Source organism: Pseudarthrobacter chlorophenolicus (genome assembly GCF_000962805.1).
Lineage (GTDB): Bacteria > Actinomycetota > Actinomycetes > Actinomycetales > Micrococcaceae > Arthrobacter > Arthrobacter chlorophenolicus_A.
Map to the genome: position 1 here is coordinate 362630 of NZ_JZTW01000001.1, position 24130 is coordinate 386759.

Consider the following 24130-nt stretch of genomic DNA (forward strand, 5'->3'; position numbering starts at 1 on the left):
GGCTTTCTTGAAGAAAGTCAGCTAGCGTTTCCGGCATGCCACTTCGATCCGACTGGTCCCGCCGGAACTGCAGCATGGCCCGCGGCCTGGACGTCCTGGGAGACCCCTGGACCATCCTTGTCCTCCGCGAGGTCTTCTTCGGCAACGGCCGCTTCGACGCCATGAAAGCCCGCCTTGAGGCGGCGGACTCCGTACTCACCAGGCGCCTCGCGGGTCTGGTGGACGCCGGGCTGCTGGCGAAGCAGGCCTACGACGACGGCGGCCGAACCCGCCAGGAGTACGTCCTCACTTCCAAGGGGGAGGACGTACTCCCGGTCCTGAATGCCGTGACGATCTGGTCGGAGAAGCACCTGCCGGCGCCATCGGAGAAGGCCCATATGTTCGTGATCCATTCGGACTGCGGGCAGCGCACCACGTCCGCCGATACCTGTATGTCCTGTGGCCAGCGGCTCACCGCCGCCAACACCAGCTGGCACAGCCAGACACGGTCCGATACTCCCGTGGCCCTTGCCACCTCCCCCCGCAACGGAGCCGCAGCATGAGCACCCTGCCAGACGAAGCGGCCGTCCCCGGCGACCGGGAGGCAGCCGACGCCCCGGAACGTCCCGGCGGCGCGGAGCAGGCACGTCCTCCCCGCCGGCTGCACCCCGCCTGGATCGTGGCAGCCGTGGCCTTTCTCGCCCTGGTGGGCGCAGCCGGCTTCCGGGCAGCCCCGGGCGTCCTCATGGTCCCGCTGCAGCAGGAATTCGGCTGGAGCACCACTGTCCTGTCTGCGGCGGTCAGCATCAACCTGGTCCTGTTCGGCCTGACGGCACCGTTCGCAGCGGCCCTGATGGAACGCTTCGGCGTCCGGGCCGTGACGGCCACGGCACTGGTGCTGATCGGCATGGGCAGTGCACTCACCGTCCTGGTGAACCAGTCCTGGCAGATCCTGCTGACCTGGGGCCTGCTGATCGGACTGGGCACCGGCTCCATGGCGCTGGTCTTCGCCGCCACCATCGCCAACACCTGGTTCACCAGGAGCCGCGGGCTGGTGATCGGCATCCTGACAGCCGGGAGCGCCGCGGGCCAGTTGGTCTTCCTGCCTTTCATCGCAATGCTCGCCCAGGACCCGGGCTGGCGGCAGGCTTCGCTGCTGATCGCCGCCGGGGCCCTGGCCGTTGTTCCGCTGGTGCTGAAGTTCCTCAGGAACTCGCCCGCTGAGGCCGGCGTCCTGCCCTACGGCGCCGAACCGGCAGTAACGCAGTCTCCAACAGGGGCGCCGGTGCAGCCTGCGGATGCCGGCCCGCGTGTCAACGCCGCCGTCCGCGCCCTGCAGGTGCTCCGCCGGGCCAGCAGGGTGCGTACCTTCTGGGCCCTGGCTGCCGGCTTCGCGATCTGCGGTGCCACCACCAACGGCCTGATCGGCACCCACTTCATCCCCTCCGCACACGACCACGGGATGCCCGAAACCACTGCCGCGGGCCTGCTGGCCGTCGTCGGGATCTTCGACATCCTCGGAACCATCGCCTCAGGGTGGCTGACGGACCGGTTCAACCCGCGCATCCTGCTGGCCGTCTACTACCAGTTCCGCGGCATCGGCCTGCTGGTGCTCCCGCTGCTGCTCAGCGCCGAGGTCCAGCCCAGCATGATCGTGTTCGTGGTGATCTACGGCCTGGACTGGGTGGCCACCGTGCCGCCGACGGCCGCCATCTGCCGCGAAACCTTTGGCGCGGACGGCAGCGTGGTGTTCGGCTGGGTCTTTGCGGCCCATCAGCTGGGGGCCGCCGCTGCGGCGCTGGCGGCAGGTGCGCTCCGCGACGCCACCGGACACTACACCTACGCGTGGCTGGGTGCAGCCGCCATGTGCACTATCGCCGCCGTCATCAGCGCCACCATCCGGAAGCACCGCCGGGCCGGCGAGGCGCAGTCCGGGGCGGAGCACGCAGCGGCGTGAGCGGGGTCCCTGCCCGGCGCGGCTAGGCTGGACGCATGGAATCCACGGCTCCGGTCCCTGCCCGCAACGTTGCCCTTGTTACGGGCGCTGGCCGGCTGGCCGGCATTGGGGCGGGAATAGCCCGCCAGCTCGCGGCCGATGGCTGGGACCTGGTGCTTGCCGGCTGGCAGGAGTATGACGGCCGCATGCCGTGGGGGAGTGACCCCGAGGACGAAGTCCGGCTGACCGCGGAACTCGAAGCCATAGGCGCCAAGGTCCACGTCCTCTCAGCGGACCTGCAGGATCCCGCGGTGCCGGAGCGCCTGGTCGCCGAGGCCGTCGAGCTTGCGGGGCCCCTGCAGGGCCTCGTGCTCAGCCACGCCGAGTCCGTGGACTCCGGCATCCTCGATACCAGCCTCGAATCCTTTGAACGGCACTTCGCCGTCAACACCCGGGCCAGCTGGCAGCTGATCGCCGCCTTCGCACGGCAGGCAACGGACGACGGCGGCGCGATCGTTGCGCTGACCAGTGACCACACAGCCTTCAACCTTCCCTACGGAGCGTCCAAGGGGGCGCTGGACCGGATCGTCATTGCCGCGGCGCGCGAGCTGGGACCGCAGGGCATCTCCGCGAATGTCCTCAACCCCGGCCCGGTGGACACCGGTTGGATGTCGGACGAGGTGCGCGAGTCAGGAACTGCGCGCCAGCCCACCGGACGGTTGGGAACCCCAGCCGACGTCGCCGGGACCGTGGCGTTCCTGCTGTCGCCGGCGGGCCGCTGGGTGTCCGGCCAGCTGATCAAAGCCGACGGCGGTTTCTCGGCCTAGGTGCCCGGGCCCCTTTCCCAACTTCCCTCGCAACCAGGTCGCAGTAAGTGCTGTTTTGAGCCCCCAAAACGACATCTACTGCTACCTAGTTGGGAAGGCAGGGCCCCGGGAGGGATCAGCGGAAGGCGGGGAGGCCCGTGATGTGCTGGCCCAGGATCAGGGTGTGGACCTCGTCGGTGCCCTCGTAGGTGCGCACCGACTCAAGGTTGGCGGCGTGCCGCAGCGGCGGGTAGTCCAGGGTGATGCCGTTGCCGCCCAGGATGGTGCGGGCTTCGCGGGCGATCTTGATGGCCTCGCGGACGTTGTTCAGCTTCCCCAGTGAGATCTGTTCGGGCCGGATGGTGCCGGCATCCTTGAGCCGGCCCAGGTGCAGCGCCAGCATGGTCCCCTTTTGGATTTCCACCAGCATGTTCACCAGCTTCTCCTGCGTGAGCTGGTAGCCGGCCAGCGGCCGGCCGAACTGAAGGCGGTCCTGCGAGTAGGCCAACGCCGCTTCGTACGAATCACGGGCCGCGCCCATGGCGCCCCAGGCGATGCCGTACCGGGCCTCGTTCAGGCAGGTGAACGGGCCGCGCAGGCCAAACGCGCCGGGAAGCAGCGCCTCGGGACCCAGCCGGACGCCGTCGAACGTTATATCGCACTGGATCGATGCGCGCATGGACAGCTTCCGCCCGATGGGCGTGGCGGTGACGCCGGGAGTGCCTGCGGGTACCAGGAAGCCCCGGACACCGTCCTCCGTCATCGCCCACACCACCATCACGCCGGCCACCGAGGCCAGCCCGATCCAGCGCTTGGCACCGTTCAGCACCCACCCGGCATCCTCGCCGCTGCCGTCTCGCGTGGCCGTGGTGGCCATGGAGGACGGGTCCGAACCTGCACTGGGCTCGGTCAGTGCAAAACAGCCGACCACCTCGCCGGCGGCCATCCGCGGCAGCCACTCCTCCTTCTGTTCCTCGGATCCCCAGGTATGAATGGCCGTCATGGCCAGCGAGCCCTGGACCGAGACGAAGGTGCGGATCCCGGAATCGCCTGCCTCCAATTCCATCGCCGCCAGCCCGTAATCGACGGCGGTCCGGCCCGGGCAGCCGTAGCCCTCCAGGTGCATACCCAGCACGCCGAGCTCACCGAGTTCCGGGGCAAGTTCCACCGGGAAGACGCCGTCCTCGTACCACCGGGCAATGTCCGGCCTGATCCGCTGCGCGGTGAAGTCGCGGACTCGTTGCCGGACCGCCAGTTCCTCGTCGCTCAGCAGGGAATCGAGGTCCAGGACGTCGGATGCGCCCGCGGTCAGGTCACCGGTCACCGCTTGGCCAGGAAGTAGCCGCGGGTGGAGGGCAGGAACCGGCACACGGCGGCGAGCACCACACCCAGGGCCAGCAGCACCACGCCGCTGACAAACGCCCCGCCGATGCCGAAGATCTGCGTATCGCCGTAGGCCGGGTCCCACATCTGCACAGCGGAGACGAAGAACGCCGCTGTGAGGAGCAGTGCGCCCAGCAGCGGGAAGATGCCGCGGAACCAGAGGTTGCGGGCCGATGCGCGCAGCGTGCCGCGGAAGTACCAGAAGCAGGCGAACCCGGTCAGCGCGTAGTAGAACGCGATGAAGAGGCTGATGGCGCTGATGGAATCCGCCAGCAGGTTCTCGCTGAGGAAGCTCATGGCCACGTAGTACGCCCCGGCCGCGATGCCCATCACCTTGGTGGAGAAGCCCGGAGTCTGGTTCTTCGGGTGCACCTCGCCGAACTTGGGCGGAAGCGCTCCGTGGGTTCCCATGGACAGGGTGCCGCGGGCGGTGGGCAGGATGGTGGTCTGGGTGGAGGACAGCACCGAGGCCAGGACCGCGACGACGATCAGCCAGCCCCACGGACCCAGCACCACGTCCTTCATGGCCAGGAAGACATCGTCCTGGTTGGCCTCGTTGCCCAGGCCGATGCCGTCGCTGCCCACGGTGGCGTACATCATCACCAGCAGCGCCACGGAAACGTAGATGGCCACCAGGACGAACGCCGAGATCACGGCGCCCCTGCCGGGGGTCTTTGACGGATTTTCGGTTTCCTCGTTCAGGGCCAGGCAGGTGTCCCAGCCCCAGTAGATGAACAGGGCCAGGAGGGCGCCGTGCACCACGGCCCCGGGATCGGCGAAGGCGCCCACCGGGTTGAACCACTCGAAGTCGAACGCCTGCCCCTCCGGCGGGCCGCCCACGATCCTGATCACAATGGCCAAAGCGAAAATGCCGAGCGCAATGTACTGCACATACGTCAGGACCCGCTGCACATGCTCGCCCAGCCGGATGCCCCGGTAATTCACGAGGGTCATGAGCGCGATGAAGAGCACGCCCGTGCCGGTGACCACCAGTTTGTTCTGGGCCAGGGACCCGTCACCGATGAGCAGCCACAGATACTGCCCGGCCACCTGGGCGAGGTTCGCCAGCACCACGATTCCGGCGAGCGCAACACCCCAGCCGCCCAGCCAGCCGGCCCACGGGCCGAAGGCCCTGCGGGACCACGTGAACGTGGTGCCGCAGTCGGGCATGGCGCTGTTCAGTTCCCGGAACGCATAGGCGATGAACAGGACCGGGATGAACCCGAGCAGCAGGATGAAGGGCGTGTAGTTTCCGTTGACCGCCACGATGAGTCCCAGCGTCGCCGCCAGGGAGTACACCGGCGCCGTGGAGGCAAGGCCGAGCATGACGGAGTCGCCGAGGTCCAGGATGCCGGCGCGCAGCCCCTTCGCCTGGACCGTGGTGCCGGTCGGGCCTCCCGGGCCGCCCGCCGTCGTCATGTCTGTGCTCATAGGGTGATACCTGCCTTGCTGGAGGAAGTTCCGGCACTCAGCGGTGCGGGCGCGTCAATGGTGTTGGGCACGAAGCGGCAGAAGTAGTCCGTGATGGGGCCATCCGATTCCCGGATGCCGCAGCCCACGGACTCGCCGTCCACCACCCACAGGCCGAGGACCGGATGGTTGCCGTCGAAGTCGGGCAGCGGGTGGTACTGCTGGTAGCACCAGCCTTCGCGGCCGTACCCGCCGGGCTGCTCCAGGCTGATTCCCGGTGCGTGGATCTTGATGTTGTCCCCCTCGCGGCCGTGCAGCGGCTTGGCCACCCATTCCTTCAGCGGACCGGGATTGTCCAGAAACGCGGGCAGCAGGTTGGGGTGGTCCGGGTAGAGGTGCCAGAGCGCGGCCAGCAGCGCCTTGTTGGAGAGCAGCATCTTCCATGCAGGTTCCACCCAACGCGGGTTATGGGCTCGTTCCAGCAGCCGCGGACCAAACGGTTCCTTCATCATCAGCTCCCACGGGTAGAGCTTGAAGATGGTGCTGATCATGAAGTTGTCCATGTCCACGAAGCGGTTCAGGTTGGGGTCCCAGCCGATATCGGACATGTTGATGCCGATGGTGGTCCAGCCGGCCTGGCTGGCGGCGTCCCGCATGTAGGCGGCGGTCATCCAGTCCTCGCCGGATTCCTCCACCTCGGAGTGGGCCACGTGCAGGGTGGACATGCCGGTGCGGTACTGGAACTTCTTCCATTGCCGGATCAGGGCTTCATGGATGCCGTTCCACTGGTCCTTTTCCGGGAACACGTCCTGGAGCCAGAACCACTGCGCCACGGCAGCCTCGATCAGACCGGTGGGGGTGTCCGCGTTGTATTCGAGCATCTTGGCCGGGCCGCCCCGCCCGTCGTAGATGAAGTCGAACCGGCCATAGACGTCAACGTCGCCCGCCTGAAGCGACTCGGCCGCAAGCTCAAGGGCCTGCGGTCCGATGCCGATAGGGCCCATCGCGCCGGTGGCAAGGAACTTGGCCGCTTCGAGGCACATGCGGTGCATCTCTTCGGCCGTTTCCTCGAGCTGTTCCACCTCATCCTCGGTGAACTCGTAGTACGCGGACTCGTTCCAGTAGTCGATTTTCCGCCCGTCATCCATCGTGGTGGTGGAGAAGACCAGGCCCTGCTCTTCAATTTTCTGTTTCCAGCCCGGCCGGGGGCTCGACAGCAACCGCTTCACGCTCAGCCCCCCGAACTCTTGCCGCCGCTGGTGCCGCTCTTGGCGCTGGTGCCGAAGCCGCCGCGGCTGACCGTGCCGCCCTTGCTGCTGTAACCGGTGGAGGCTTTCGCGCCGCTGGGCATGGTCCGGGTGTAGTTGGGTGCGGTGGACCGGTTCTGGCCCACGGCGGGGACGGAGGCACCGCGGGAGTAGAAGTACCAGGCGTAGAGGCCGCCGCTGCGTCCGGAGGAGCTGTCGCAGTTGCGGTCCTCGACGCGCTCGCCGGTTTCGTCGTTGAAGCACACCTGGGCGTATTCGGGATCGTCCTGGTTGCTCGCCACGACGGCGGTGATGGTGCCGGCGAGCAGTGCCGTCACACCCAGGCCCACGACGACGGTGCGCCGCTGGGAGCGCTTCTTCCGGGCTGCTGCCTCGTTCTGCTGCTTCTCCCGGTCCCGGGCGAACGGGTCCACAGGGGTGACGGGTTCATTGAGGAGGTCAGGGCGGAGCTCCGGCTTGGGCACCTGCCACGGCGGAGGTTTGGGGGTATTGCCCCCGTTTGGGGACGGAGCACCGTCGCCGGGCAGGCCGTTGCCGGCGTTGCTGCCCGGTTGGTTGTCCGGCCCGTTCTTTGGACCTTTGTCGTCTGGATCCACGGCGTCCCCCTCAGTCATCCACGTGAAATGGGCACAGCGCTGCACCCCAAGTTGTGATCTGCACATCAGCGTAGTCCCTGCCGGTGCCGGCTGCGAGCCTGAAACAGGGGAGAACTGCCCACGGCAGGGGCAGGTCCGGGGAACCCTAGACTGTTGCCATGGAAACCGCTTCACTGCTTGCCGTCTGCCGCGTCCACCAGCTCCTGCCGGATGCCTCAAACGTGGGTGTGACCGCCATCGACAAGCGTCCGGCGGAGGGCCCGGTCAAGGTTCACCGGCTGGGACTGACGGGCGACATCCAGGCCAACCGGGTCCACCACGGCGGCCCGGACCAGGCCATCTACGCCTACTCGCAGGCCGACGCCGACTACTGGGCCGGCGTGTTGCAACGGGAGGTGCCGCCGGGGGAGTTCGGCGAGAACCTCCGGGTGGCAGGCATCGATGCCACCTCCGCGGTGATCGGCGAGCGGTGGAGGATCGGGCTCGACGTCGAGCTGGAAGTCACCTCGCCGCGGACCCCCTGCGCCACGTTCCAGCGGCGGCTGGGGGAGCGCCAGTGGGTCAAGCGCTTCACCGACGAAGGGCGGGTGGGAGCGTACCTGCGGGTCATCAAGACCGGCAGCATCCAGGCGGGAGACCACATCCACCGCACTTACGTTCCGCGGCACGGTGTCACAGTGGGCAAGTGGTTCAGCGATCCGGACCTGGAATCCATGGAAGCGCTCCGGGATGCCGAGGCGGATGGTGAGATCAGGCTGCAGCAGCCAGAGTTCGGCAAGAAGTTCGAGGCCCTGCTGCGCCGGCTGGGGCAGTAGCACCGGGTTGCAGTACCCCGTTGCGACCGGGCCATGTGCGCAACCTCACCGCCGTCGTCGCCCGTTGAATTACCTACGCGGGCCGCGCATACCCTACACTTGAAACATCCCCCACTCCGGAAATCCCTTATTCCTGCCCAATTTTTGAGGCAGGACTGGTAAGTGTTGGGGCCCGCGCAAGCGATGCGGGCATTTTCATAGGGAGAGCCGGCTAAAGAAAACGCTGTACAGACTGCTGGGATAGCAGCCAAGAGATGCAGCGAGAAGTCCTGCCATGGGATTGCGAAAGCGCCGGACTTCTGTGACCGGCCGGTCAACGTTTGCCCGGCACCATCGGCACGTGTACTGCGGCTCCGCTCACCTCGGGTAGTGCCGCCTGGCCCCCTATGGATGAGGAATAAATCCCTATGCCCGAAAACCAGAACGAAACCACCAGCGTCATCGACGAGGCAGCAACCCCAGCCGCCGGGGAAGCCGCCCCGGCTGCTGCTCCCGCAGCTGACGCCCAGGACACCACCGACGTCAAAACCGGCGCCGACGCTGACGAAAACGCCGTCAAGTTCGCCGATCTCGGCATCGATGGCCGCGTCCTCGCCGCCCTGCAGGACGTCGGATACGAGAAGCCCTCGCCCATCCAGGCCGCTACAATCCCGCTGCTGCTCGAAGGCCGCGACGTTGTTGGCCTGGCGCAGACCGGTACCGGCAAGACTGCAGCATTCGCAGTGCCGGCACTGTCCCGCCTGGCTGAACTCCACGACCTCAACGGCCCGTCCCGCAAGACCCAGGCCCTGGTCCTCGCCCCCACCCGTGAGCTGGCGCTCCAGGTTGCCGAGGCGTTCACCTCCTACGCCAAGCACATTGACGACTTCACGGTCCTGCCCGTGTACGGCGGCTCCGCGTACGGTCCCCAGCTGGCCGGCCTGCGCCGCGGCGCCCAGGTTGTTGTGGGTACCCCCGGCCGCGTGATCGACCACATCTCCAAGGGTTCCCTTGACCTGTCCGAGCTGCAGTACCTGGTGCTGGACGAGGCCGATGAGATGCTGCGGATGGGCTTTGCCGAAGACGTGGAGCAGATCTTCCAGCAGACGCCGGAAGACCGCCAGGTGGCGCTGTTCTCGGCCACCATGCCGGGCCAGATCCGCCGGATGTCCAAGCAGTACCTGAACGACCCCGCCGAGATCTCGGTCAAGACCAAGACCTCCACGGGCACCAACATCCGCCAGCGCTACCTGCAGATCATGGGCCCGCAGAAGCTGGACGCCATGACCCGCATCCTCGAGGTTGAAGAGTTCGACGGCGTGATCGCCTTCGTCCGCACCAAGATGGCCACCGAGGACCTGGCTGACAAGCTGAAGTCCCGCGGCTTCCAGGCTGCCGCCATCAACGGCGACATCCCGCAGCAGCAGCGTGAGCGCACCGTGGACGCGCTGAAGGAAGGCCGGATCGACATCCTTGTGGCCACCGACGTCGCGGCCCGCGGCCTGGACGTGGAGCGCATCAGCCACGTCATCAACTACGACATTCCGCACGACACGGAGTCCTACGTGCACCGGATCGGCCGCACCGGCCGCGCCGGCCGCAACGGTGACGCGATCCTGTTCATGACGCCCCGCGAGAAGTACCTGCTGCGCGCCATTGAAAAGGCAACCCGCCAGTCCGTGGAGCAGATGCACCTGCCCACCGCGGAGACCGTGAACACGCTTCGCCTGGGTAAGTTCGCCGAACGCATCACGGAAACCCTCGCCTCCGAGGACGTCTCGATGTTCCGCGACCTCATCGCTTCCTACGAAGAAGAGCACAAGGTGCCGGCAGCAGAAATCGCTGCGGCACTGGCCGTCATGGCCCAGGGCGGACAGCCGCTGCTGGTCAAGGAACTGGCTGCGGCTCCCGACTTCCAGAAGCGCGAGCGCTCCAAGGACGGCTTCGGCTCCCGTGGCCCCACCCGCCAGCTGACCGAGGGCAACGCCACCTACCGCATCGCGGTGGGCCGCCGCCAGCGTGTCATGCCGGGTTCGATCGTGGGCGCCATCGCCAACGAGGGCGGCATCTCCTCCGCGCAGATCGGCGGCATCGATATCCGCTCGGACCACTCCCTGGTGGAGCTGCCCGCGGACCTGAGCCCCGAGCAGCTGCGTGCACTGTCCCGCACCCGGATCGGCGGCGAGCTGATCCACCTCGAGCTGGACAACGGCCGCAGGCCCTCCGGCGACCGTGGCGCCTACCAGGGCAACCGTGGCGGAGACCGCGGCGGCAACTTCAAGGGCAACGGCGGGTTCAAGAAGGAATTCCGGAAGAACGACGGCGAGCGTTCCTCGGCGGACCGCGGCGGCCGCTCCTACAGCGAGCGCTCTGAGCGCAGCTTCGGTTCAGACAACTACAGCCGCGGCCAGTCCAGCGATTCCCGCTTCGGCGGCCACGGCGACGGCTCCCGCAAGCCCCGCAGCGGCGGCGACAGCGGTCACCGCGACTTCAACCGCAAGGGCAAGTGGTAAACCTTCCGCGGGTTAGCTCCATGCACGACGGCGATGGGCCGGCTTTCGAGCCGGCCCATCGCCGTTTAACTGCCCGGAACCTTCGTCCGCGCCGGCACGGTTCCGGTCCCGGGATGTCCGCAGCCGGGGGCCAGCACGTGCGGCCGCATGTGGGGCTGGACACATTCGGAGCCCCGAGCGGCTGCGGGGGGCTCCCAAAGGTGCTTCCCGCCGTCGTTCGCCCTGCCCTCCGGCGTGCCGGGAAACCCCGGAATCCCGCGGAATTTGGAGATATTTCAGCGCCGAATCGCAACTGTTGCGGGCCGCCAGGACGGCCGTTCAGGCCGATTTGTTGGTGCGTAAATCTTCCGGTAGAGTATTTACTCGTTGCCCCCCTAGCTCAGTGGTAGAGCGCGTTCTTGGTAAGAACGAGGTCACCGGATCGATTCCGGTGGGGGGCTCTGAATGAGGGCCTGCGTCAAGGCGGTTTTGACCGGCTTGACGCAGGTTTTTCTCATTCGTGGCGGTGTAGCTCAGTTGGTTAGAGCGCACGACTCATAATCGTGAGGTCGGGAGATCGAGCCTCCCCACCGCTACAGGCTAAGCCCCCGGAATCCCCCGAGATTCCGGGGGCTTTCCTGTTTGTCCGAAGGGCAGTAGTTTTGCAGCAACTGTCGAACGGGGGAATCGGTGGACGCTCTTGCACAGGTCATGGAGCCGTTCAGGTGGCTGATGTCCGCCGTCCTGGTGGCCTTCCACAACGGACTGGCCGCCCTGGGCCTGCCGGGGGACGGAGGATGGACCTGGACGCTGGCCATCATCGGCTTGGTGCTGGTGGTCCGTGCCGCGCTGATCCCTGTGTTCCTGGCGCAGGTGCGGGCCCAGCGCCGCATGCGCCAGCTGCAGCCTGACCTCAGGGTCCTGCAGGAGAAGTACGCAGGCAGGACGGACCAGCAGTCCCGGCAGGCCATGGCCCAGGAGCAGATGGCCCTGTACCGGAAGCACGGCACCAACCCGTTCTCCGCCTGCCTGCCGCTGTTGATCCAGGCACCGTTCTTCCTGGGCCTCTTCCAGGTGCTGGCCGGCATCCCGGACGCCGTGGGACGCGGCACGGGAATTGGCGCCATGGAGGCCGCCCAGGCGGCGCAGTTCAACGCGGCCACCATTTTCGGCGCGCCGCTGTCCGCCTCCCTGCTGCACGGCGGAGGCGACCCCGCCGCGGTCGCAGTGCTCGCCCTGGCCATGATCCTGGTGATGACCGCCTGCCAGTTCCTGACGCAGAAGCTCGTCACGGCCCGCACCGCCATCGGGGCCGACGTCCCCGCTCCGCTGCTGCAGCAGCAGCGGGTCATCCTTGTGGCGCTGCCGCTGGTTTTTGCCGCCGGCGGGGCGTTCTTTCCCATCGGGGTCCTGGTCTACTGGACGGTGTCTAACCTCTGGACGCTCGGCCAGCAGTACCTGGTGAACCGCGGAGCAGGGGGCAGAATGGGTCCATGACCCGAATCGCAATCATTGGCGGCCACGGCAAAGTGGCCCTGCACCTGTCCACCCTCCTTACCGGGGAAGGCCACAGCGTCACCTCGTTTATCCGCAACCCGGACCATGCAGCCGACGTCGCTGCAACCGGTGCCACGCCGTCGGTCCTGGACGTGGAAAACGCCCCGACGCCGGCCATCGCCGAAGCGCTGCAGGGGCACGACGCCGTGGTGTGGTCGGCTGGAGCCGGTGGCGGCAACCCGGACCGCACCTACGCCGTGGACCGGGACGCGGCCATCCGCTCCATGGATGCCGCAGCGCAGGCCGGCGTGAACCGGTACGTCATGGTGTCCTACCTGGGCGCCGGCAAGGACCATGGGGTACCGGCGGACAACAGCTTCTACGCCTACGCCGAGGCCAAGGCGGATGCGGACGAGTACCTGCGCGGCACGGACCTGGCGTGGACCATCCTTGGCCCCGGCTCCCTGACGGAGAAGCCGGGCTCGGGCCGCATCGACGTCAACCCGCCCAAGGAAGGCGGCGGGGAAACGTCCCGTGCCAATACGGCCATCGTCGCCGCAGCGGTGCTGGACCTGCCCGAAACGGCGGGCCGCACCATCGAATTCCGTGACGGGTCGCTTCCGGTGGCGGCAGCATTGGAGCCGCAGGCTTAAGCGGAACCACAGCAGATGGACCAGTTGGCACTGATTATTGGGCTCCTCCTGGCCACCGTTGTAGCCGTGGGGCTGGGGGACAGGCTGCGCCTGCCGTACCCGGTCCTCATGCTGCTCCTTGCGGTGGCGCTGACCTTCATTCCGGGATTCCCGGACCTGGAAATCGAGCCGGAACTGATCCTGCCGATCTTCCTGCCGCCGCTGCTGTTCGCCACGGCCCAGCGGAGCTCCTGGGCCGTGTTCCGGGTCAGGTGGCGGACGCTGATCATGCTGGCGGTGGCGCTGGTGGTCATTACCACGGCAACGGTGGCCGGAGCCGCGTGGCTCATGATTCCCGGAATCGGCATCCCGGCTGCCATCGCGCTGGGCGCCATGGTGGCACCGCCGGATCCGGTTGCCGTCGAGTCCGTGGCGAGCCGCGTGCACATGCCGCGCCGGCTCACCACGGTCCTGCAAAGCGAAGGGCTGTTCAACGACGCCGCGGCCATCGTGATCTTCCAGGCGGCGGTCGCGGCGGCCGTGGGCGGCACCAGGGTGGAGGCCGACGTCGTCCTGAAGTTCGTGGTGGGCGCGGCACTTGCGGTGGTGGTCGGCGTCGCCATGGGCTGGGTCATTGCCCTCGCGTACCGGTTGGTGAACTCGATGGTGGCACGCAGTGCCATCACGCTGGTGGTGCCCTTCGCGGCGTACATCCTGGCCGAGGAGGTGCACGCTTCGGGCGTGATCGCCGTGGTGGTCACCGCCCTGGAGATGCAGCGCCACTCCCGCCCGCAGGATGCCGCCGAGAGGGTTACCCGCAACGCCTTCTGGGATGTGGTGGAGCTCCTGGTCACCGGGCTGGCCTTCGGGCTTGTGGGCCTCGAAATCCGGCACGTGATCAGGGACGAGGGAACGGCAATCTTCGGCATGATCGGCGTGGCCCTGGTGGTCTGCGTGCTGGTGTTCGCCGTGCGGTTCCTGTGGCTCGCGGTGCTGGCCCTTGGAGCACGGAAACGGCGGAACCTGCTGCAGCCCAGCTCCCTGAAGGAAGTGGTCATCCTGACCTGGTGCGGCATGCGCGGCCTGGCGACGCTGGCCCTTGCCCTGGCTTTGCCGGTGACCCTGGCGGACGGGAGCCCGTTCCCGGGACGGGACTACCTGCTGGTCATAGCCTGCGCCGTCCTGCTCGCCACCCTGGTCCTGCCCGGGCTGACCCTGCCGTGGCTGATGCGGGTCCTGAAGGCCACCGGCGACGGGTCGGAGGAACGCGACGCTGCCCGGCTGCTGGCCAAGCGCGCCCAGGGTGCCGCCGTCGCAGCACTCAAGGACCACGACCTCATGAAGGACCTGCCACCCGAAAAGGTGGAACTGGTCAAGGCAAGGATGAAGCGGCTGCAGGCCGAACTCCTGGACGGCAGCCTCCGGAACGAGTCCCTGCCGGAGAAACGCCAGCGTGGCCGCGAACTGGCCATCGCGGTCCAGACCATCGCCCTGGACGCGGCCAGGCAGGAGGTGGTGGCGGCGCGGAGCGAACCTGACACGGACCCCGAAGTGGCGGACCGGGTGCTCCGCCAGTTGGACCTGCGGACCATGATCATGCCGGAGTGATCCGGCCTGCGGCGCCGGGACTGCAAACGGTCCCCGCCGCCACTGTTGACCTCCCGGGGCAATGCACCAGATAATGTTCAGGCAAGTAAATTTAGATCCAATATAAAAACGCCGCGACCAGCAGAAAAGGATCCCTCCTTGTCCACCACCGCCACCCTGGCAACCCTGTCCGACTCCGATCGCCTGTCCGATCCGAACTGGTGGCGACAGGCCTCGGTCTACCAGATCTACCCCCGCAGCTTCGCCGATTCGAATGGCGACGGCATTGGTGACCTGAAAGGCATCACTGCCAAGGTTCCGTACCTGAAGACGCTGGGCATCGATGCCGTCTGGCTGAGCCCCTTCTACCCGTCCGCCCTCGCCGACGGCGGCTACGATGTGGACGACTACCGGGACGTGGACCCCAAGCTGGGCACGCTCGAGGACTTCGACGCCATGGCCAAGGCGCTGCACGACGCCGGCATCAAGCTGATTGCCGATATCGTCCCCAACCACTCGTCCAACCGGCACGAGTGGTTCAAGGAGGCACTCGCCGCGCCCAAGGGATCCCCGGCCCGCGACCGGTACATCTTCCGCGACGGCAAGGGTCCCGACGGCGAGTTCCCGCCGTCGGACTGGGACTCGGTCTTCGGCGGCCCCGCGTGGGAACGGATTACCGAACCGGACGGTACGCCGGGCCAGTGGTACATGCACATCTTTGCCAAGGAGCAGCCGGACCTGAACTGGGCCAACCGCGAAATCCGTGACGACTTCCTGAAGACGCTCCGTTTCTGGTCCGACCGCGGCGTGGACGGCTTCCGGGTGGACGTGGCGCATGCCCTCACGAAGGACCTGACGGAGCCGCTGCTGTCCAAGCTGGAGCTCAGCGCAGCCAACACCGGTGTGGACGGGTTCGACGACGGCACGCACCCGTTCTGGGACCGCGACGAAGTCCACGAGGTCTACACGGAATGGCGGGAGGTCTTCAACGAGTACAACCCGCCGCGCACGGCCGTTGCCGAAGCCTGGGTGCACGCCAGCCGCCGGGCCCGCTACGCCAGCCCGCAGGGTTTGGGCCAGGCCTTCAATTTCGACCTCCTGCAGGCCGACTTCGACGCCGCCGAGTACCAGGAAATCATCACCCGCAACCTCGCCGAAGCCGCCGCCACCGGGGCTTCGTCCACCTGGGTCTTCTCCAACCACGACGTCGTCCGCCACGCCACCCGCTACGGGCTGCCCCAGATCGAGAAAACCAAAGCCGGCGCGAAGGGCCAGGACGGTAAGGACTGGCTGCTGGCCGGCGCCCCCGCCGATCAGCTGGACGTTGAACTCGGCGAACGCCGTGCCCGGGCGGCAACACTCCTGATGCTGGCCGTCCCCGGATCCGCATACCTGTACCAGGGCGAGGAACTCGGCCTGCAGGAAGTGGCCGAGATCCCCGAGTCGGAGCGCCAGGACCCGTCCTTCTTCCGCAACAAGGGCGTGGAAATCGGCCGCGACGGCTGCCGGGTGCCGCTGCCGTGGAAGGTTGAGGGCACCTCGTTCGGGTTTGGCGAGGGCGGCTCCCACCTGCCCCAGCCGGACTGGTTCAGCAAGTACGCCGTGGAGGCGCAGGACGGCACGGACGGCTCCACCCTGGAGCTCTACCGCAAGGCGCTGAAGCTCCGCCGGGAACTGCAGACCGGCGAGGAGCTCGAGTGGGTGGACAGCGGCAACCCGGACATCCTGCACTTCAAGCGCCCCAACGGCTGGCAGTCCGTGACCAACTTCGGGGACACGGCCGTGGCACTTCCCGCCGGTGATGTCCTGGTCAGCAGCGCGCCGCTGGAAGACGGAAAGCTGCCGGCCAACACCACCGCATGGCTGCGCTGAGGATGATCGCCGGACGGCCGGACGCGAATTCCTGATGCAGGAACTCATCTACGGGTGCATGGGTCTGGGCGGCAGCTGGACCGACGAACCGCATGGCCCCGGCCATGTGGACGAGGCAGCAGCTGCCGTCCAGGCGGCCCTGGACGCGGGCATCACCCTGTTCGACCATGCCGACATTTACCGCAGCGGCAAGTCCGAGGCCGTCTTCGGCGAGGTGCTCGCCTCCACCCCGGGCCTGCGCGGGCGGATCCGCCTCCAGACCAAGTGCGGCATCAGGCTGAACGAACGAGGCCTGCAGACGCACTACGACCTCAGCCGGAACGCCATCCTGGAACGCGTGAACGGCAGCCTGGAGCGGCTCCGGACAGATTACGTGGACGTCCTCCTGCTGCACCGGCCGGATCCGTTGGCCGATCCCGCTGAGGTGGCCTCCGCCGTCGGGCAGCTCATGGCCGAAGGGAAGGTGCGGCAGCTGGGCGTGTCCAACATGTCCGCGGCGCAGATCGAGGTGCTGCAGGACCGGTTGGAGACACCTGTTGTGGCCAACCAGCTGGAGATGAGCCTGCTCAAGCGGGCCTGGCTTGAAAGCCAGGTGCTGGTCAACCACGCCGAACACCTCGATTACAGCTTCCCGCACGGCACGCTGGAGTACTGCACGCGCAATAACATCACGCTCCAGGCCTACGGGTCGCTGGCGCGGGGTCTCTACACCGGAGCGGAGCTTGAAAGCCCCGCATCACCCGAAGCCGCCACCGCGGAACTCGTGGCGGCGTTGGCAGCCGAACAGGGCACATCCGGGGAGTCGGTCCTGCTGGGGTGGCTGATGAAGCACCCTGCGGGCATCGCGCCCGTGATTGGCACCGTCAACCCCGGCCGCATCAGGGCGTGCGGGGACGCGGCCCGCGTTGCCAAAGCCCTGACCCGCGCCGACTGGTACCGGCTGTGGGTCGCCGCGCGGGGGAGCAACATCCCCTGAGCGGCCCGCGCGGCCGCAGCCGGGGATTGCCTGAGAGGGGACTTCGCCTGAGGGGCTAGGCAGCGAGGTGGAAGGTGTTGGCGAAGCGTTCCAGGAGATCGCCGCGGCCGGCCAGCACCTTAATCGCGCCGGTGGTGATGGCGCGGCCCGGTGACAGTTCGCCGGAAATGAGCCGGCGGACATCGGGGCCGGCTGAAAAGGCGAGGTCGGCAGGACCGCCTCCGCGCTCCACGTCGAGGGCGGGGCCGTCCACCCGGATCAGCAGGCTGGCAGGGCCGAAATCTGCGGCGTAGGAGGTTGGGGGCAAGCTGGCGGCCACCTCCGGACGGAAAGCCGTGCGCAGCGCCATGGTCATTGAATCGGGGGTGATGACCTGGTCCTCCCTGGGCTCGCCCATCGCCTTGAACCCCCAGGCGCCGAGGGCCAGCACCAGGGGCTCAAGTTCGCTGCCGTACGGCGTGAGTTCGTACACGATGACGCGCGAGTGCGGTACCCGGCGGATGATGCCGGCCGCCTGCAGTTCCTTGAGCCGCGCCGCCAGGATGTTGCTCGGAATCCGCGGAAGTCCCGCAGCGAGTTCACCGTAGCGGCGCGGCCCCACCAGGAGGTCGCGCACGATGAGCAGGGCCCAGCGTTCGCCCACGAGCTCGAGGGCCCGTGTGACGCCGCAGTACTGGCCGTAGTCCCGTGCCGCCATGTGCCTTAGGACTGCTGGTTTACAAAAGCCTGGGGGCCCTGCTCGGCCGCCGCGGGGTGCATGTAGCCAAATTCCAGGACGTTGCCGTCCGGGTCCGTGAGCTGGCGCTGGTACATGAATCCGAGGTCCGTGGCCGGGTGGTCCTCGGAGCCGCCCGCGGCCAGGCCCGCAGCCATTGCGGTGTCCACGGCTTCCCTGTCATCCAGGAAGATTGCCGTTGACACGGACACTGCGGCGGCCGGATCTCCGATGGGCCGGCTGGTGAAGGTCTGGAAGAAGTCGCGGACCAGGATCATGAAGTAGCTGTGGTCCTCTTCAACAACCACGCAGGCAGCATTGTGATCCGTGAAAAGCGGGTTGATGGTGAATCCGATGGCCGTGTAGAACGCCTTGGCACGGTCCAGATCGGTGACCGGCAGGTTGACGAACATGGAAGTCATGATGGTCTCTTTCGTAGGCACTTAGGGTGACGCAAGTAACACTTGCAAAAAACAAGTAACAGGTCAAGGGGCTGGGACCAGGGCATTCCCTTTGGCAGACATTTCTTCTACAACTGGAAGGAGAAAGGACATGCCGTGACTGTCGCCATCATCCTGACCTCAGCGCTGCTGGCCATGGTGACTGTGCTCGCCCTCGCCCTGCCGGCCATCAACAATGCCTCGGTGCCGTTCGGGGTCCGGGTGCCGTCCCGCTACGCCGCTGATCCGGTCATCGCGGGCCAGACCCGCGCCTACCGCAAGCGGGTGTTGATCAGCGCCGTGGTTGTGGCCGCGGCGACCGCTGCCGTCTCCGCCGCCAGCGGGGAGGCGCTGCTGCTGCCGTTGTCCGTCCTTGTCCTCGTTGGGATCTGGTACGCCTGCTTTGTCCTGGCCAACCACGCAATTCGTGCTGCCAAGGCCGCCGGGGGATGGTTCGACGGCGTCCGGCAAGCCGCAGCAGCGGACGCGGGGCCGGAAGCATTGCCGGAGCGGGCGCCCTTCCCGTGGCTGTGGCTGCTCCCGGCGCTTGCCATCACGTCCGCCACCCTGGTGATCGGTGTTCTGCTGTATCCATCGATGCCGGCGCTGCTCGCCGTGCACTACGGCGCGGACGGCGTGCCTGACCGGTTCGCCGCCAAGTCCATCGGCAGCGCCTTTTCGCTGGTCTTCGTGCAATGCGGACTGACGGCGCTCCTGGCCATAGTGGCTTCGGCTGTCCATCGGAGCCGCCCGGACATCGACCCCGCGTACCCGGTCTCCTCCGCCCGCTGGCACCGCCGGTACACGGCGCAGAGCGTCAAAGCCCTGCTGGGCCTGGTGGCCATGATCGATCTCGGGATGCTCTTTTCATCGCTGCTCATGTGGACGGGCACTGTGAGCACCTGGGCGCCGCTCGCCGTCGTGCTTCCCGTCCTGGCCGGAGTCATTGTTGCTGCCCTCGTGCTGGCGCGGAACAACCGCGTACCGGGGGACGGGGAGCCGGATACCGGCCTGACACACGCGGATGACGACAGGTTCTGGCGCGGCGGCCTGGTCTACGTCAACCGTGAGGACCCCGCACTCATGGTGCCGCGCCGGTTCGGCCTGGGCTGGACCCTGAACTTCGGCAACCCCGGTGCGGCGATGTTCCTGGTGGGCGTACTCGCGTTCGTTGGGCTCGTCATCAGCATCGTGGCCGCCCTGCGGCTGGGGGGGCTGACCTGGCAACCTCCGGTGGCCGAGGCAAGGAGACCGGTTCAGCCCGGACGGGCAACCGGGACGCAGTCACAACCCGTTTAGTTCGTATTGATCCTCACACCGAAGCCCATTTCTTCCGCGTGCCGGTGGCCGGGCAGATACTGTAGAAGCCATGACGTCTACCACCGCCGCCGAGACCGTACGGCCCGAACGCAACATCCCCGCAGAGATCGCCCGCTCCTGGCTCCTCGTGAACGCCATGAAGACCGAGCTCTTTGACCAGTCCGCCGTCTCACGCGCAGATTCGATCATCCTTGACATCGAAGACGCCGTGGACCCGTCCCAGAAGGACACGGCGCGGGGCAATGTGGTGGACTGGCTGACCCGCGGCGGCCAGGCCTGGGTCCGCATCAACGATGCCACCAGCCCGTTCTGGGCCGACGACCTCGCGGGCCTCCGCGGCACCCCCGGCCTGCTGGGCGTCATGCTCGCCAAGACCGAATCCGCTGACCAGGTCACCGAAAGCTTCCACCGTATGGACGGCAAGACCCCCGTCATTCCCCTGGTGGAGTCCGCCGTCGGCATCGAAGAAGCCAACAACATCGCCAAGGCCCAGGGCGCCTTCCGCCTGGCCTTCGGTTCGGGCGACTTCCGCCGGGACACCGGCATGGCCGCAACGCCCGAGGCCATGGCCTACCCCCGCGCCAAGCTGGTCGTGGCCAGCCGCGTGGGCAACCTGCCCGGCCCCATCGACGGCCCCACCGTGGGCACTAACCACCCCATCCTGCGCGAACAGACCGGCATCACCGTGATGATGGGCATGACCGGCAAGCTCTGCCTGGCCATCGACCAGACCCCCGTGATCAACGAGGTCATCAGCCCCACGCCGTCCGACGTCGCCTGGGCCACCGACTTCATGAACGACTTCGAAGCCAACGGCCGCGTCATCCGCGACGGCTCGGACCTGCCCCGCCTGGGCCGCGCCGAAAAGATCATGAAACTGGCTGTAGCCTTTGGGGTGCAGCCCGCGCTGTAGCGCCCGCCCCCAGCACTTCAGGAGACCCCGTGACCGATACCCGCTATCTGGTCCACGGGGTCTTTTGGGATGGCCTGCCGGCCGCCGCAGCAGCGGACGACGGCGGCGCCCCGGTGCTGCGCCTCCAGTCACCATCCGGGGACTTCCGGGAGTTGGACCTCCGGCAAGGGGCACGGCTTGGCTTTCGCGTGGCGGAGCTGGGCAAGTCCTGCCTGGGGCACCTGGTGGTCCACTCGGCCAGCCGGCGCGACCACATCCTGTGCAAGACCGCCGCCCCGGCCATCAGGGGACGGCAATGCGAACGCTGCTTCGTCCAGGACGAATCCCGGCTGATCCACGACTTCCACCGCGGCGGCCGGGTGACTCCAGGGCTCCGTGACTACCTGATGCAGGAGCACTGGCTTTACCTGGCCACCTTCGCCGGAGGCGCCACGAAGGTGGGTACGGCTTCCGGTCCCCGCAAATGGAACAGGCTGGCCGAGCAGGGCGCCACCGTGGCCCGTTACGTGGCACAGGCGGAGGACGGCCGGGTGGTCCGGGTCCTGGAGGACCTCGTCACGGCCGAACTGGCCTTGACCCAGCAGGTGCGCTCCAGCGCCAAAACCGAGGCCCTCCTGCAACCGCTGGCCGCACGAGACCTGGACGCCATCAGCAGCCGCCATGCAGGCGACGTGCGGCACCTGCTGGCCCGCACCGCCGTCGGCGGCTTTACCGTGGTTGACGAAACGTGGGTGCGTCCCGCCCAGGCGGACGCCATCTACGGTCCGGCGGCCCGGCATGCCTACCCCCATCCACTGGACGGCGGAGAGCACGGCTTTACTGTCGCAGCCATCAGCGGCTCCAATGTCCTGGCCCGGCTGGACGGCACCGAGTCGCTCTTCGTGGTGAACCTGTCGCACCTGACGGCCCGGACCATTGAACCGGGGGACTTCGCCTCGGCAGTGCCGGCCGTGCAGGAAGCGCTGTTCTAGGTTCGGCCGGAGAGTAGGCCCTGGCGGCCGGGCCAGGGCAACCCCGCTAGACTTGGACGGTGCTGAACGAATTCTGGGCCACCGCGCCCACCTCCTACAAGGTCATGGTCTTCAGCGCCATGGGCCTGATCGCCGTCGGCATCATCCTGAACCTCGTGGGCAACACCAGCGGCAACCAAGGCCTGGCCATGGCGTCCCTGCCGCTGATCGGGCTTGGCCTGGTCCTGCACGTTGTGGGCATGGTGGTCCGCGGCCAGTCGATCCGGAAGAACCTGCGCCGCTAGCTGCGCTGCCCCGGCTGCTCCGTTTTCGGCCCGCCATGACGCGGACGATAGGCTTGGGGCCATGACTATCAATCCGGATCTGCAGGGCCGGAGCTACCCTGCCGCAGAGGTGTACGACGTCGGCCGCGAGAAGATCCGCGAGTTCGCCCGGGCAGTCAAGGCCACCCATCCCGCACACTTCGACGTCGATGCCGCCACAGCGCTGGGCCACCGCGACCTCGTGGCACCGCCCACCTTCGCCATCATCATCGCCCAGCGTGCCGACGCCCAGCTCATCGAGGATCCGGACGCCGGCATCGACTTCTCCCGCGTGGTCCACGCAGACCAGCGCTTCACCCACCACCGGCCCATTTTCGCCGGTGACCGGCTCGTGGCCGAGCTGCACGTTGACGGCGTCCGGGCCATGGGCGGCGGCGCCATGATCACCACCCGCTCCGAAATCTTCGCCCTCGGCGACGGTGACGCCCGCGAGCAGGTCACCACCACCACGTCATCCATCCTGGTCCGCGGAGAGGGACAGTAACCATGAGCCCCAGCATCACCGACCTGGCCGCCGGCCAGGAGATCGGCAGCCGCACCGTCGAGGTCACCCGCACGGATCTGGTCAAGTACGCAGGCGCCTCCGGCGACTTCAACCCCATCCACTGGAACGAGGCCTTCGCCACCGGCGTCGAACTGCCCGGCGTCATCGCCCACGGCATGTTCACCATGGGTTCGGCCGTCCAGCTGGTGACCGACTGGGCAGGCGACCCGGCCGCCGTCGTCGATTTCCAGACCCGGTTCACCAAGCCGGTCCTGGTCACCGACACCACCGGCACCGCGGAGCCCGGCGCCACCATCGAGGTCAGCGGAACCATCGGAAAGCTCGACGCCGAGGCGGGCACCGCACGCGTGGACCTCACCGTCACCGCGGCCGGGCAAAAGGTACTGATGAAGGCCCAGGCCGTCGTCAAGCTCTCCTAGCGGAACCTCCTTGACCAAAACGGCAGCGCCCCAGGCAACCGCGGCCAACGTCACCCACTGGCGCAACGCCGTCGTGGTGGCCTACGGCGCCAGCGGACTCGCTTTTGCGTCCTGGGTATCCAGGCTCCCGGCAATCCGTGACGCCCTGGACCTGACCCCGGGGAACGTGGGCGTCCTTCTTCTCTGCCTGACGCTGGGCTCGTTCGCGTCAGTGTCTGCCTCGGGGCTGATCGTGCTCCGCCTGGGCTCCAAGCAGACCATCCGGACCGGCAGCATCATGGTGGGCTTCGGACTGCTGCTCGCCGGCCTTGGCACCTCGGTGCTGGCCAGTCCCGTGGTGACCGCGGCGGGCCTGGCCGTTATCGGGTTGGGCACCGGAAGCTGGAACACCGCCTCGAATGTGGAGGGCGCGGCGGTGGAACGCGCTGTGGGCCGGCACATTATGCCCAGGCTGCACGGTGCCTTCAGCCTGGGGACCGTGGCGGGTGCTGGTTTGGGGGCGGCAGCTGCCGCGGTGTCCCTGCCGGTGGCCTGGCACCTTGGCGCGGCCGGCCTGGTGGTCGCCGTTTCGGTCGCCACGGCGGCGTCCTGGTTCCGTGCGGACATCACCCCGGTCGCAGGGGAGCGGACCTACACCCCTGACCACTTCGAGGACCCCACCACCGGGCCCATTCCCCTTATCACCGCCGGGGAAGGGGAGGCTCCCCTCGACAACAAGCGCAAGATCGCCCAGGCCTGGCGCGACCGGCGGACCCTACTCCTTGGTGTCCTGGTGCTCGGCCTGGCACTGGCCGAAGGCGCAGCAGGGGACTGGGTGGCCCTCGCCCTGGCGGACGGGCACGGGCAAAGCGATGCTGCCGGCGCCGCCGGGTACGGGCTGTTCGTCACGTTCATGACCATCGGCCGGTTCGCCGGAACCCTCGTCCTTGACCGCTACGGCAGGGTTCCGGTGATGCGCTGGTGTGCCGCGCTGGCGGTCCTGGGGCTGGGACTGTTCGTCTTCGCGCCGGTGCCGTGGCTCGCCTTTATTGGCCTGGCTATCTGGGGTCTCGGTGCCTCGCTAGGATTCCCCGTGGGCATGTCCGCCGCTGCCGACGACCCCGCCAAGGCCGCCGCCAGGGTCTCTGTGGTCTCCACCATCGGCTACGGCGCATTCCTGTGCGGGCCGCCGCTGCTGGGCCTTCTCGCCGAGCATGTGGGCATCCTGCACTCGCTGCTGGCCGTCATGGTGATGCTGGCCGTCAGCTTCTTCCTTTCGCCGGTGGCCCGGAAGCCCGCAGGGATTGCCTAGTAAGG

Annotated in this window: 23 protein-coding genes and 2 tRNA genes; 19 read left to right on the forward strand and 6 right to left on the reverse strand. The window is 67.7% G+C overall.

Annotated features, from left to right (window positions below; translation table 11 throughout):
- Positions 1-35 precede the first annotated feature (35 nt).
- From UC32_RS01640 to UC32_RS01650, 3 genes are read left to right on the forward strand one after another with little or no spacing between them, the layout of a single operon-like run.
- Entirely contained in the window at positions 36-542 is a 507-nt protein-coding gene (locus tag UC32_RS01640) for a winged helix-turn-helix transcriptional regulator (protein ID WP_045729528.1), read from the forward strand.
- Positions 539-1936 carry an MFS transporter gene (locus UC32_RS01645; RefSeq protein WP_045729529.1) on the forward strand — a complete coding sequence of 466 codons (1398 nt, stop codon included), beginning with the start codon at positions 539-541 and terminating at the stop codon, positions 1934-1936. The genes UC32_RS01640 and UC32_RS01645 overlap by 4 nt, the downstream gene beginning before the upstream one ends.
- A 35-nt stretch (positions 1937-1971) precedes the next feature.
- Complete coding sequence (locus UC32_RS01650; RefSeq protein WP_045729530.1) at positions 1972-2742, forward strand: SDR family oxidoreductase; 771 nt, start codon at positions 1972-1974, stop codon at positions 2740-2742.
- A gap of 115 nt (positions 2743-2857) precedes the next feature.
- On the opposite strand, the gene UC32_RS01655 is transcribed toward UC32_RS01650, so the two are convergent.
- The 4 genes from UC32_RS01655 to UC32_RS01670 are packed head-to-tail and all read right to left on the reverse strand — an operon-like array spanning position 2858 to position 7396.
- Complete coding sequence (locus UC32_RS01655) at positions 2858-4045, reverse strand: acyl-CoA dehydrogenase family protein (RefSeq protein WP_045729531.1); 1188 nt, start codon at positions 4043-4045, stop codon at positions 2858-2860.
- Entirely contained in the window at positions 4042-5535 is a 1494-nt protein-coding gene (locus UC32_RS01660; protein ID WP_045729532.1) for an APC family permease, read from the reverse strand. Before UC32_RS01660 ends, UC32_RS01655 begins: the two co-directional genes overlap by 4 nt.
- Entirely contained in the window at positions 5532-6743 is a 1212-nt protein-coding gene (locus tag UC32_RS01665) for a glutathionylspermidine synthase family protein (protein WP_045729533.1), read from the reverse strand. Before UC32_RS01665 ends, UC32_RS01660 begins: the two co-directional genes overlap by 4 nt.
- 2 nt (positions 6744-6745) lie before the next feature.
- Positions 6746-7396, reverse strand: a complete 651-nt coding sequence (locus UC32_RS01670) for a hypothetical protein (RefSeq protein ID WP_045729534.1) — start codon at positions 7394-7396, stop codon at positions 6746-6748.
- Positions 7397-7536: 140 nt separating this feature from the next.
- Here UC32_RS01670 and UC32_RS01675 point away from each other — a divergent pair, with 140 nt between their 5' ends.
- The 9 genes from UC32_RS01675 (at position 7537) to UC32_RS01715 (ending at position 17228) form a co-directional block, all read left to right on the forward strand.
- A complete protein-coding gene (locus UC32_RS01675) occupies positions 7537-8193 on the forward strand; it encodes an MOSC domain-containing protein (RefSeq protein ID WP_045729535.1) in 657 nt (218 codons plus the stop codon).
- Positions 8194-8600: 407 nt separating this feature from the next.
- The gene (locus tag UC32_RS01680; RefSeq protein ID WP_045729536.1) at positions 8601-10685 is read left to right on the forward strand and encodes a DEAD/DEAH box helicase; all 2085 of its coding nucleotides are present in this window, start codon (positions 8601-8603) and stop codon (positions 10683-10685) included.
- 368 nt (positions 10686-11053) lie between these two features.
- Positions 11054-11125, forward strand: a tRNA-Thr gene (locus UC32_RS01685).
- Between the two features lie 61 nt (positions 11126-11186).
- A tRNA-Met gene (locus UC32_RS01690) sits at positions 11187-11260 on the forward strand.
- Between the two features lie 94 nt (positions 11261-11354).
- Positions 11355-12161 carry a membrane protein insertase YidC gene (yidC, locus tag UC32_RS01695; RefSeq protein WP_200896292.1) on the forward strand — a complete coding sequence of 269 codons (807 nt, stop codon included), beginning with the start codon at positions 11355-11357 and terminating at the stop codon, positions 12159-12161.
- On the forward strand, positions 12158-12814 hold the full coding sequence (locus tag UC32_RS01700; protein WP_045729538.1) for an SDR family oxidoreductase: 657 nt from the start codon (positions 12158-12160) through the stop codon (positions 12812-12814). The genes yidC and UC32_RS01700 overlap by 4 nt, the downstream gene beginning before the upstream one ends.
- 15 nt (positions 12815-12829) lie before the next feature.
- Positions 12830-14401: a Na+/H+ antiporter gene (locus UC32_RS01705; protein WP_045729539.1), complete on the forward strand. Its 1572-nt coding sequence runs from the start codon at positions 12830-12832 to the stop codon at positions 14399-14401.
- Positions 14402-14539: 138 nt separating this feature from the next.
- On the forward strand, positions 14540-16252 hold the full coding sequence (locus tag UC32_RS01710) for a glycoside hydrolase family 13 protein (RefSeq protein WP_045729540.1): 1713 nt from the start codon (positions 14540-14542) through the stop codon (positions 16250-16252).
- Between the two features lie 34 nt (positions 16253-16286).
- Complete coding sequence (locus UC32_RS01715) at positions 16287-17228, forward strand: aldo/keto reductase (protein ID WP_045729541.1); 942 nt, start codon at positions 16287-16289, stop codon at positions 17226-17228.
- A gap of 55 nt (positions 17229-17283) precedes the next feature.
- Here UC32_RS01715 and UC32_RS01720 read toward each other — a convergent pair whose 3' ends face one another.
- Together UC32_RS01720 and UC32_RS01725 are read right to left on the reverse strand one after the other, a co-directional pair.
- The gene (locus UC32_RS01720; protein WP_045729542.1) at positions 17284-17925 is read right to left on the reverse strand and encodes a winged helix-turn-helix transcriptional regulator; all 642 of its coding nucleotides are present in this window, start codon (positions 17923-17925) and stop codon (positions 17284-17286) included.
- A gap of 5 nt (positions 17926-17930) precedes the next feature.
- On the reverse strand, positions 17931-18365 hold the full coding sequence (locus UC32_RS01725) for a VOC family protein (protein ID WP_045729543.1): 435 nt from the start codon (positions 18363-18365) through the stop codon (positions 17931-17933).
- A 135-nt stretch (positions 18366-18500) separates the two neighbouring features.
- Between UC32_RS01725 and UC32_RS01730 the strand changes: the two genes are divergently transcribed.
- The 7 genes from UC32_RS01730 to UC32_RS01760 all read left to right on the forward strand — a co-directional run bounded on the left by UC32_RS01730 (position 18501) and on the right by UC32_RS01760 (position 24125).
- On the forward strand, positions 18501-19682 hold the full coding sequence (locus UC32_RS01730) for a DUF1648 domain-containing protein (RefSeq protein ID WP_052690499.1): 1182 nt from the start codon (positions 18501-18503) through the stop codon (positions 19680-19682).
- A gap of 70 nt (positions 19683-19752) precedes the next feature.
- Positions 19753-20616: an HpcH/HpaI aldolase/citrate lyase family protein gene (locus UC32_RS01735; RefSeq protein ID WP_015937903.1), complete on the forward strand. Its 864-nt coding sequence runs from the start codon at positions 19753-19755 to the stop codon at positions 20614-20616.
- A 29-nt stretch (positions 20617-20645) separates the two neighbouring features.
- The gene (locus tag UC32_RS01740; protein ID WP_082071855.1) at positions 20646-21587 is read left to right on the forward strand and encodes a DUF2797 domain-containing protein; all 942 of its coding nucleotides are present in this window, start codon (positions 20646-20648) and stop codon (positions 21585-21587) included.
- Between the two features lie 59 nt (positions 21588-21646).
- Complete coding sequence (locus UC32_RS01745; protein ID WP_045729544.1) at positions 21647-21871, forward strand: DUF3188 domain-containing protein; 225 nt, start codon at positions 21647-21649, stop codon at positions 21869-21871.
- Between the two features lie 61 nt (positions 21872-21932).
- The gene (locus UC32_RS01750) at positions 21933-22394 is read left to right on the forward strand and encodes an FAS1-like dehydratase domain-containing protein (RefSeq protein ID WP_045729545.1); all 462 of its coding nucleotides are present in this window, start codon (positions 21933-21935) and stop codon (positions 22392-22394) included.
- Positions 22395-22396: 2 nt separating this feature from the next.
- A complete protein-coding gene (locus tag UC32_RS01755; protein WP_015937899.1) occupies positions 22397-22834 on the forward strand; it encodes a MaoC family dehydratase in 438 nt (145 codons plus the stop codon).
- A gap of 10 nt (positions 22835-22844) precedes the next feature.
- Positions 22845-24125 (forward strand): MFS transporter, encoded by a 1281-nt coding sequence (locus UC32_RS01760; RefSeq protein ID WP_045729546.1) that lies wholly within the window; start codon positions 22845-22847, stop codon positions 24123-24125.
- The last annotated feature ends 5 nt before the right edge of the window (positions 24126-24130 follow it).

What these genes read in the sequence shown, in the direction of transcription:
- UC32_RS01755 (WP_015937899.1), top strand. Translation starts at nt 22,397, where the DNA reads ATGAGCCCCAGCATCACCGACCTGGCCGCCGGCCAGGAGATCGGCAGC.
- UC32_RS01670 (WP_045729534.1), bottom strand. Translation starts at nt 7,396, where the DNA reads ATGACTGAGGGGGACGCCGTGGATCCAGACGACAAAGGTCCAAAGAAC.
- UC32_RS01660 (WP_045729532.1), bottom strand. Translation starts at nt 5,535, where the DNA reads ATGAGCACAGACATGACGACGGCGGGCGGCCCGGGAGGCCCGACCGGC.
- UC32_RS01720 (WP_045729542.1), bottom strand. Translation starts at nt 17,925, where the DNA reads ATGGCGGCACGGGACTACGGCCAGTACTGCGGCGTCACACGGGCCCTC.
- UC32_RS01650 (WP_045729530.1), top strand. Translation starts at nt 1,972, where the DNA reads ATGGAATCCACGGCTCCGGTCCCTGCCCGCAACGTTGCCCTTGTTACG.
- UC32_RS01680 (WP_045729536.1), top strand. Translation starts at nt 8,601, where the DNA reads ATGCCCGAAAACCAGAACGAAACCACCAGCGTCATCGACGAGGCAGCA.
- UC32_RS01750 (WP_045729545.1), top strand. Translation starts at nt 21,933, where the DNA reads ATGACTATCAATCCGGATCTGCAGGGCCGGAGCTACCCTGCCGCAGAG.
- UC32_RS01705 (WP_045729539.1), top strand. Translation starts at nt 12,830, where the DNA reads ATGGACCAGTTGGCACTGATTATTGGGCTCCTCCTGGCCACCGTTGTA.
- UC32_RS01675 (WP_045729535.1), top strand. Translation starts at nt 7,537, where the DNA reads ATGGAAACCGCTTCACTGCTTGCCGTCTGCCGCGTCCACCAGCTCCTG.
- UC32_RS01715 (WP_045729541.1), top strand. Translation starts at nt 16,287, where the DNA reads ATGCAGGAACTCATCTACGGGTGCATGGGTCTGGGCGGCAGCTGGACC.
- UC32_RS01725 (WP_045729543.1), bottom strand. Translation starts at nt 18,365, where the DNA reads ATGACTTCCATGTTCGTCAACCTGCCGGTCACCGATCTGGACCGTGCC.
- UC32_RS01735 (WP_015937903.1), top strand. Translation starts at nt 19,753, where the DNA reads ATGACGTCTACCACCGCCGCCGAGACCGTACGGCCCGAACGCAACATC.
- UC32_RS01640 (WP_045729528.1), top strand. Translation starts at nt 36, where the DNA reads ATGCCACTTCGATCCGACTGGTCCCGCCGGAACTGCAGCATGGCCCGC.
- UC32_RS01700 (WP_045729538.1), top strand. Translation starts at nt 12,158, where the DNA reads ATGACCCGAATCGCAATCATTGGCGGCCACGGCAAAGTGGCCCTGCAC.
- UC32_RS01645 (WP_045729529.1), top strand. Translation starts at nt 539, where the DNA reads ATGAGCACCCTGCCAGACGAAGCGGCCGTCCCCGGCGACCGGGAGGCA.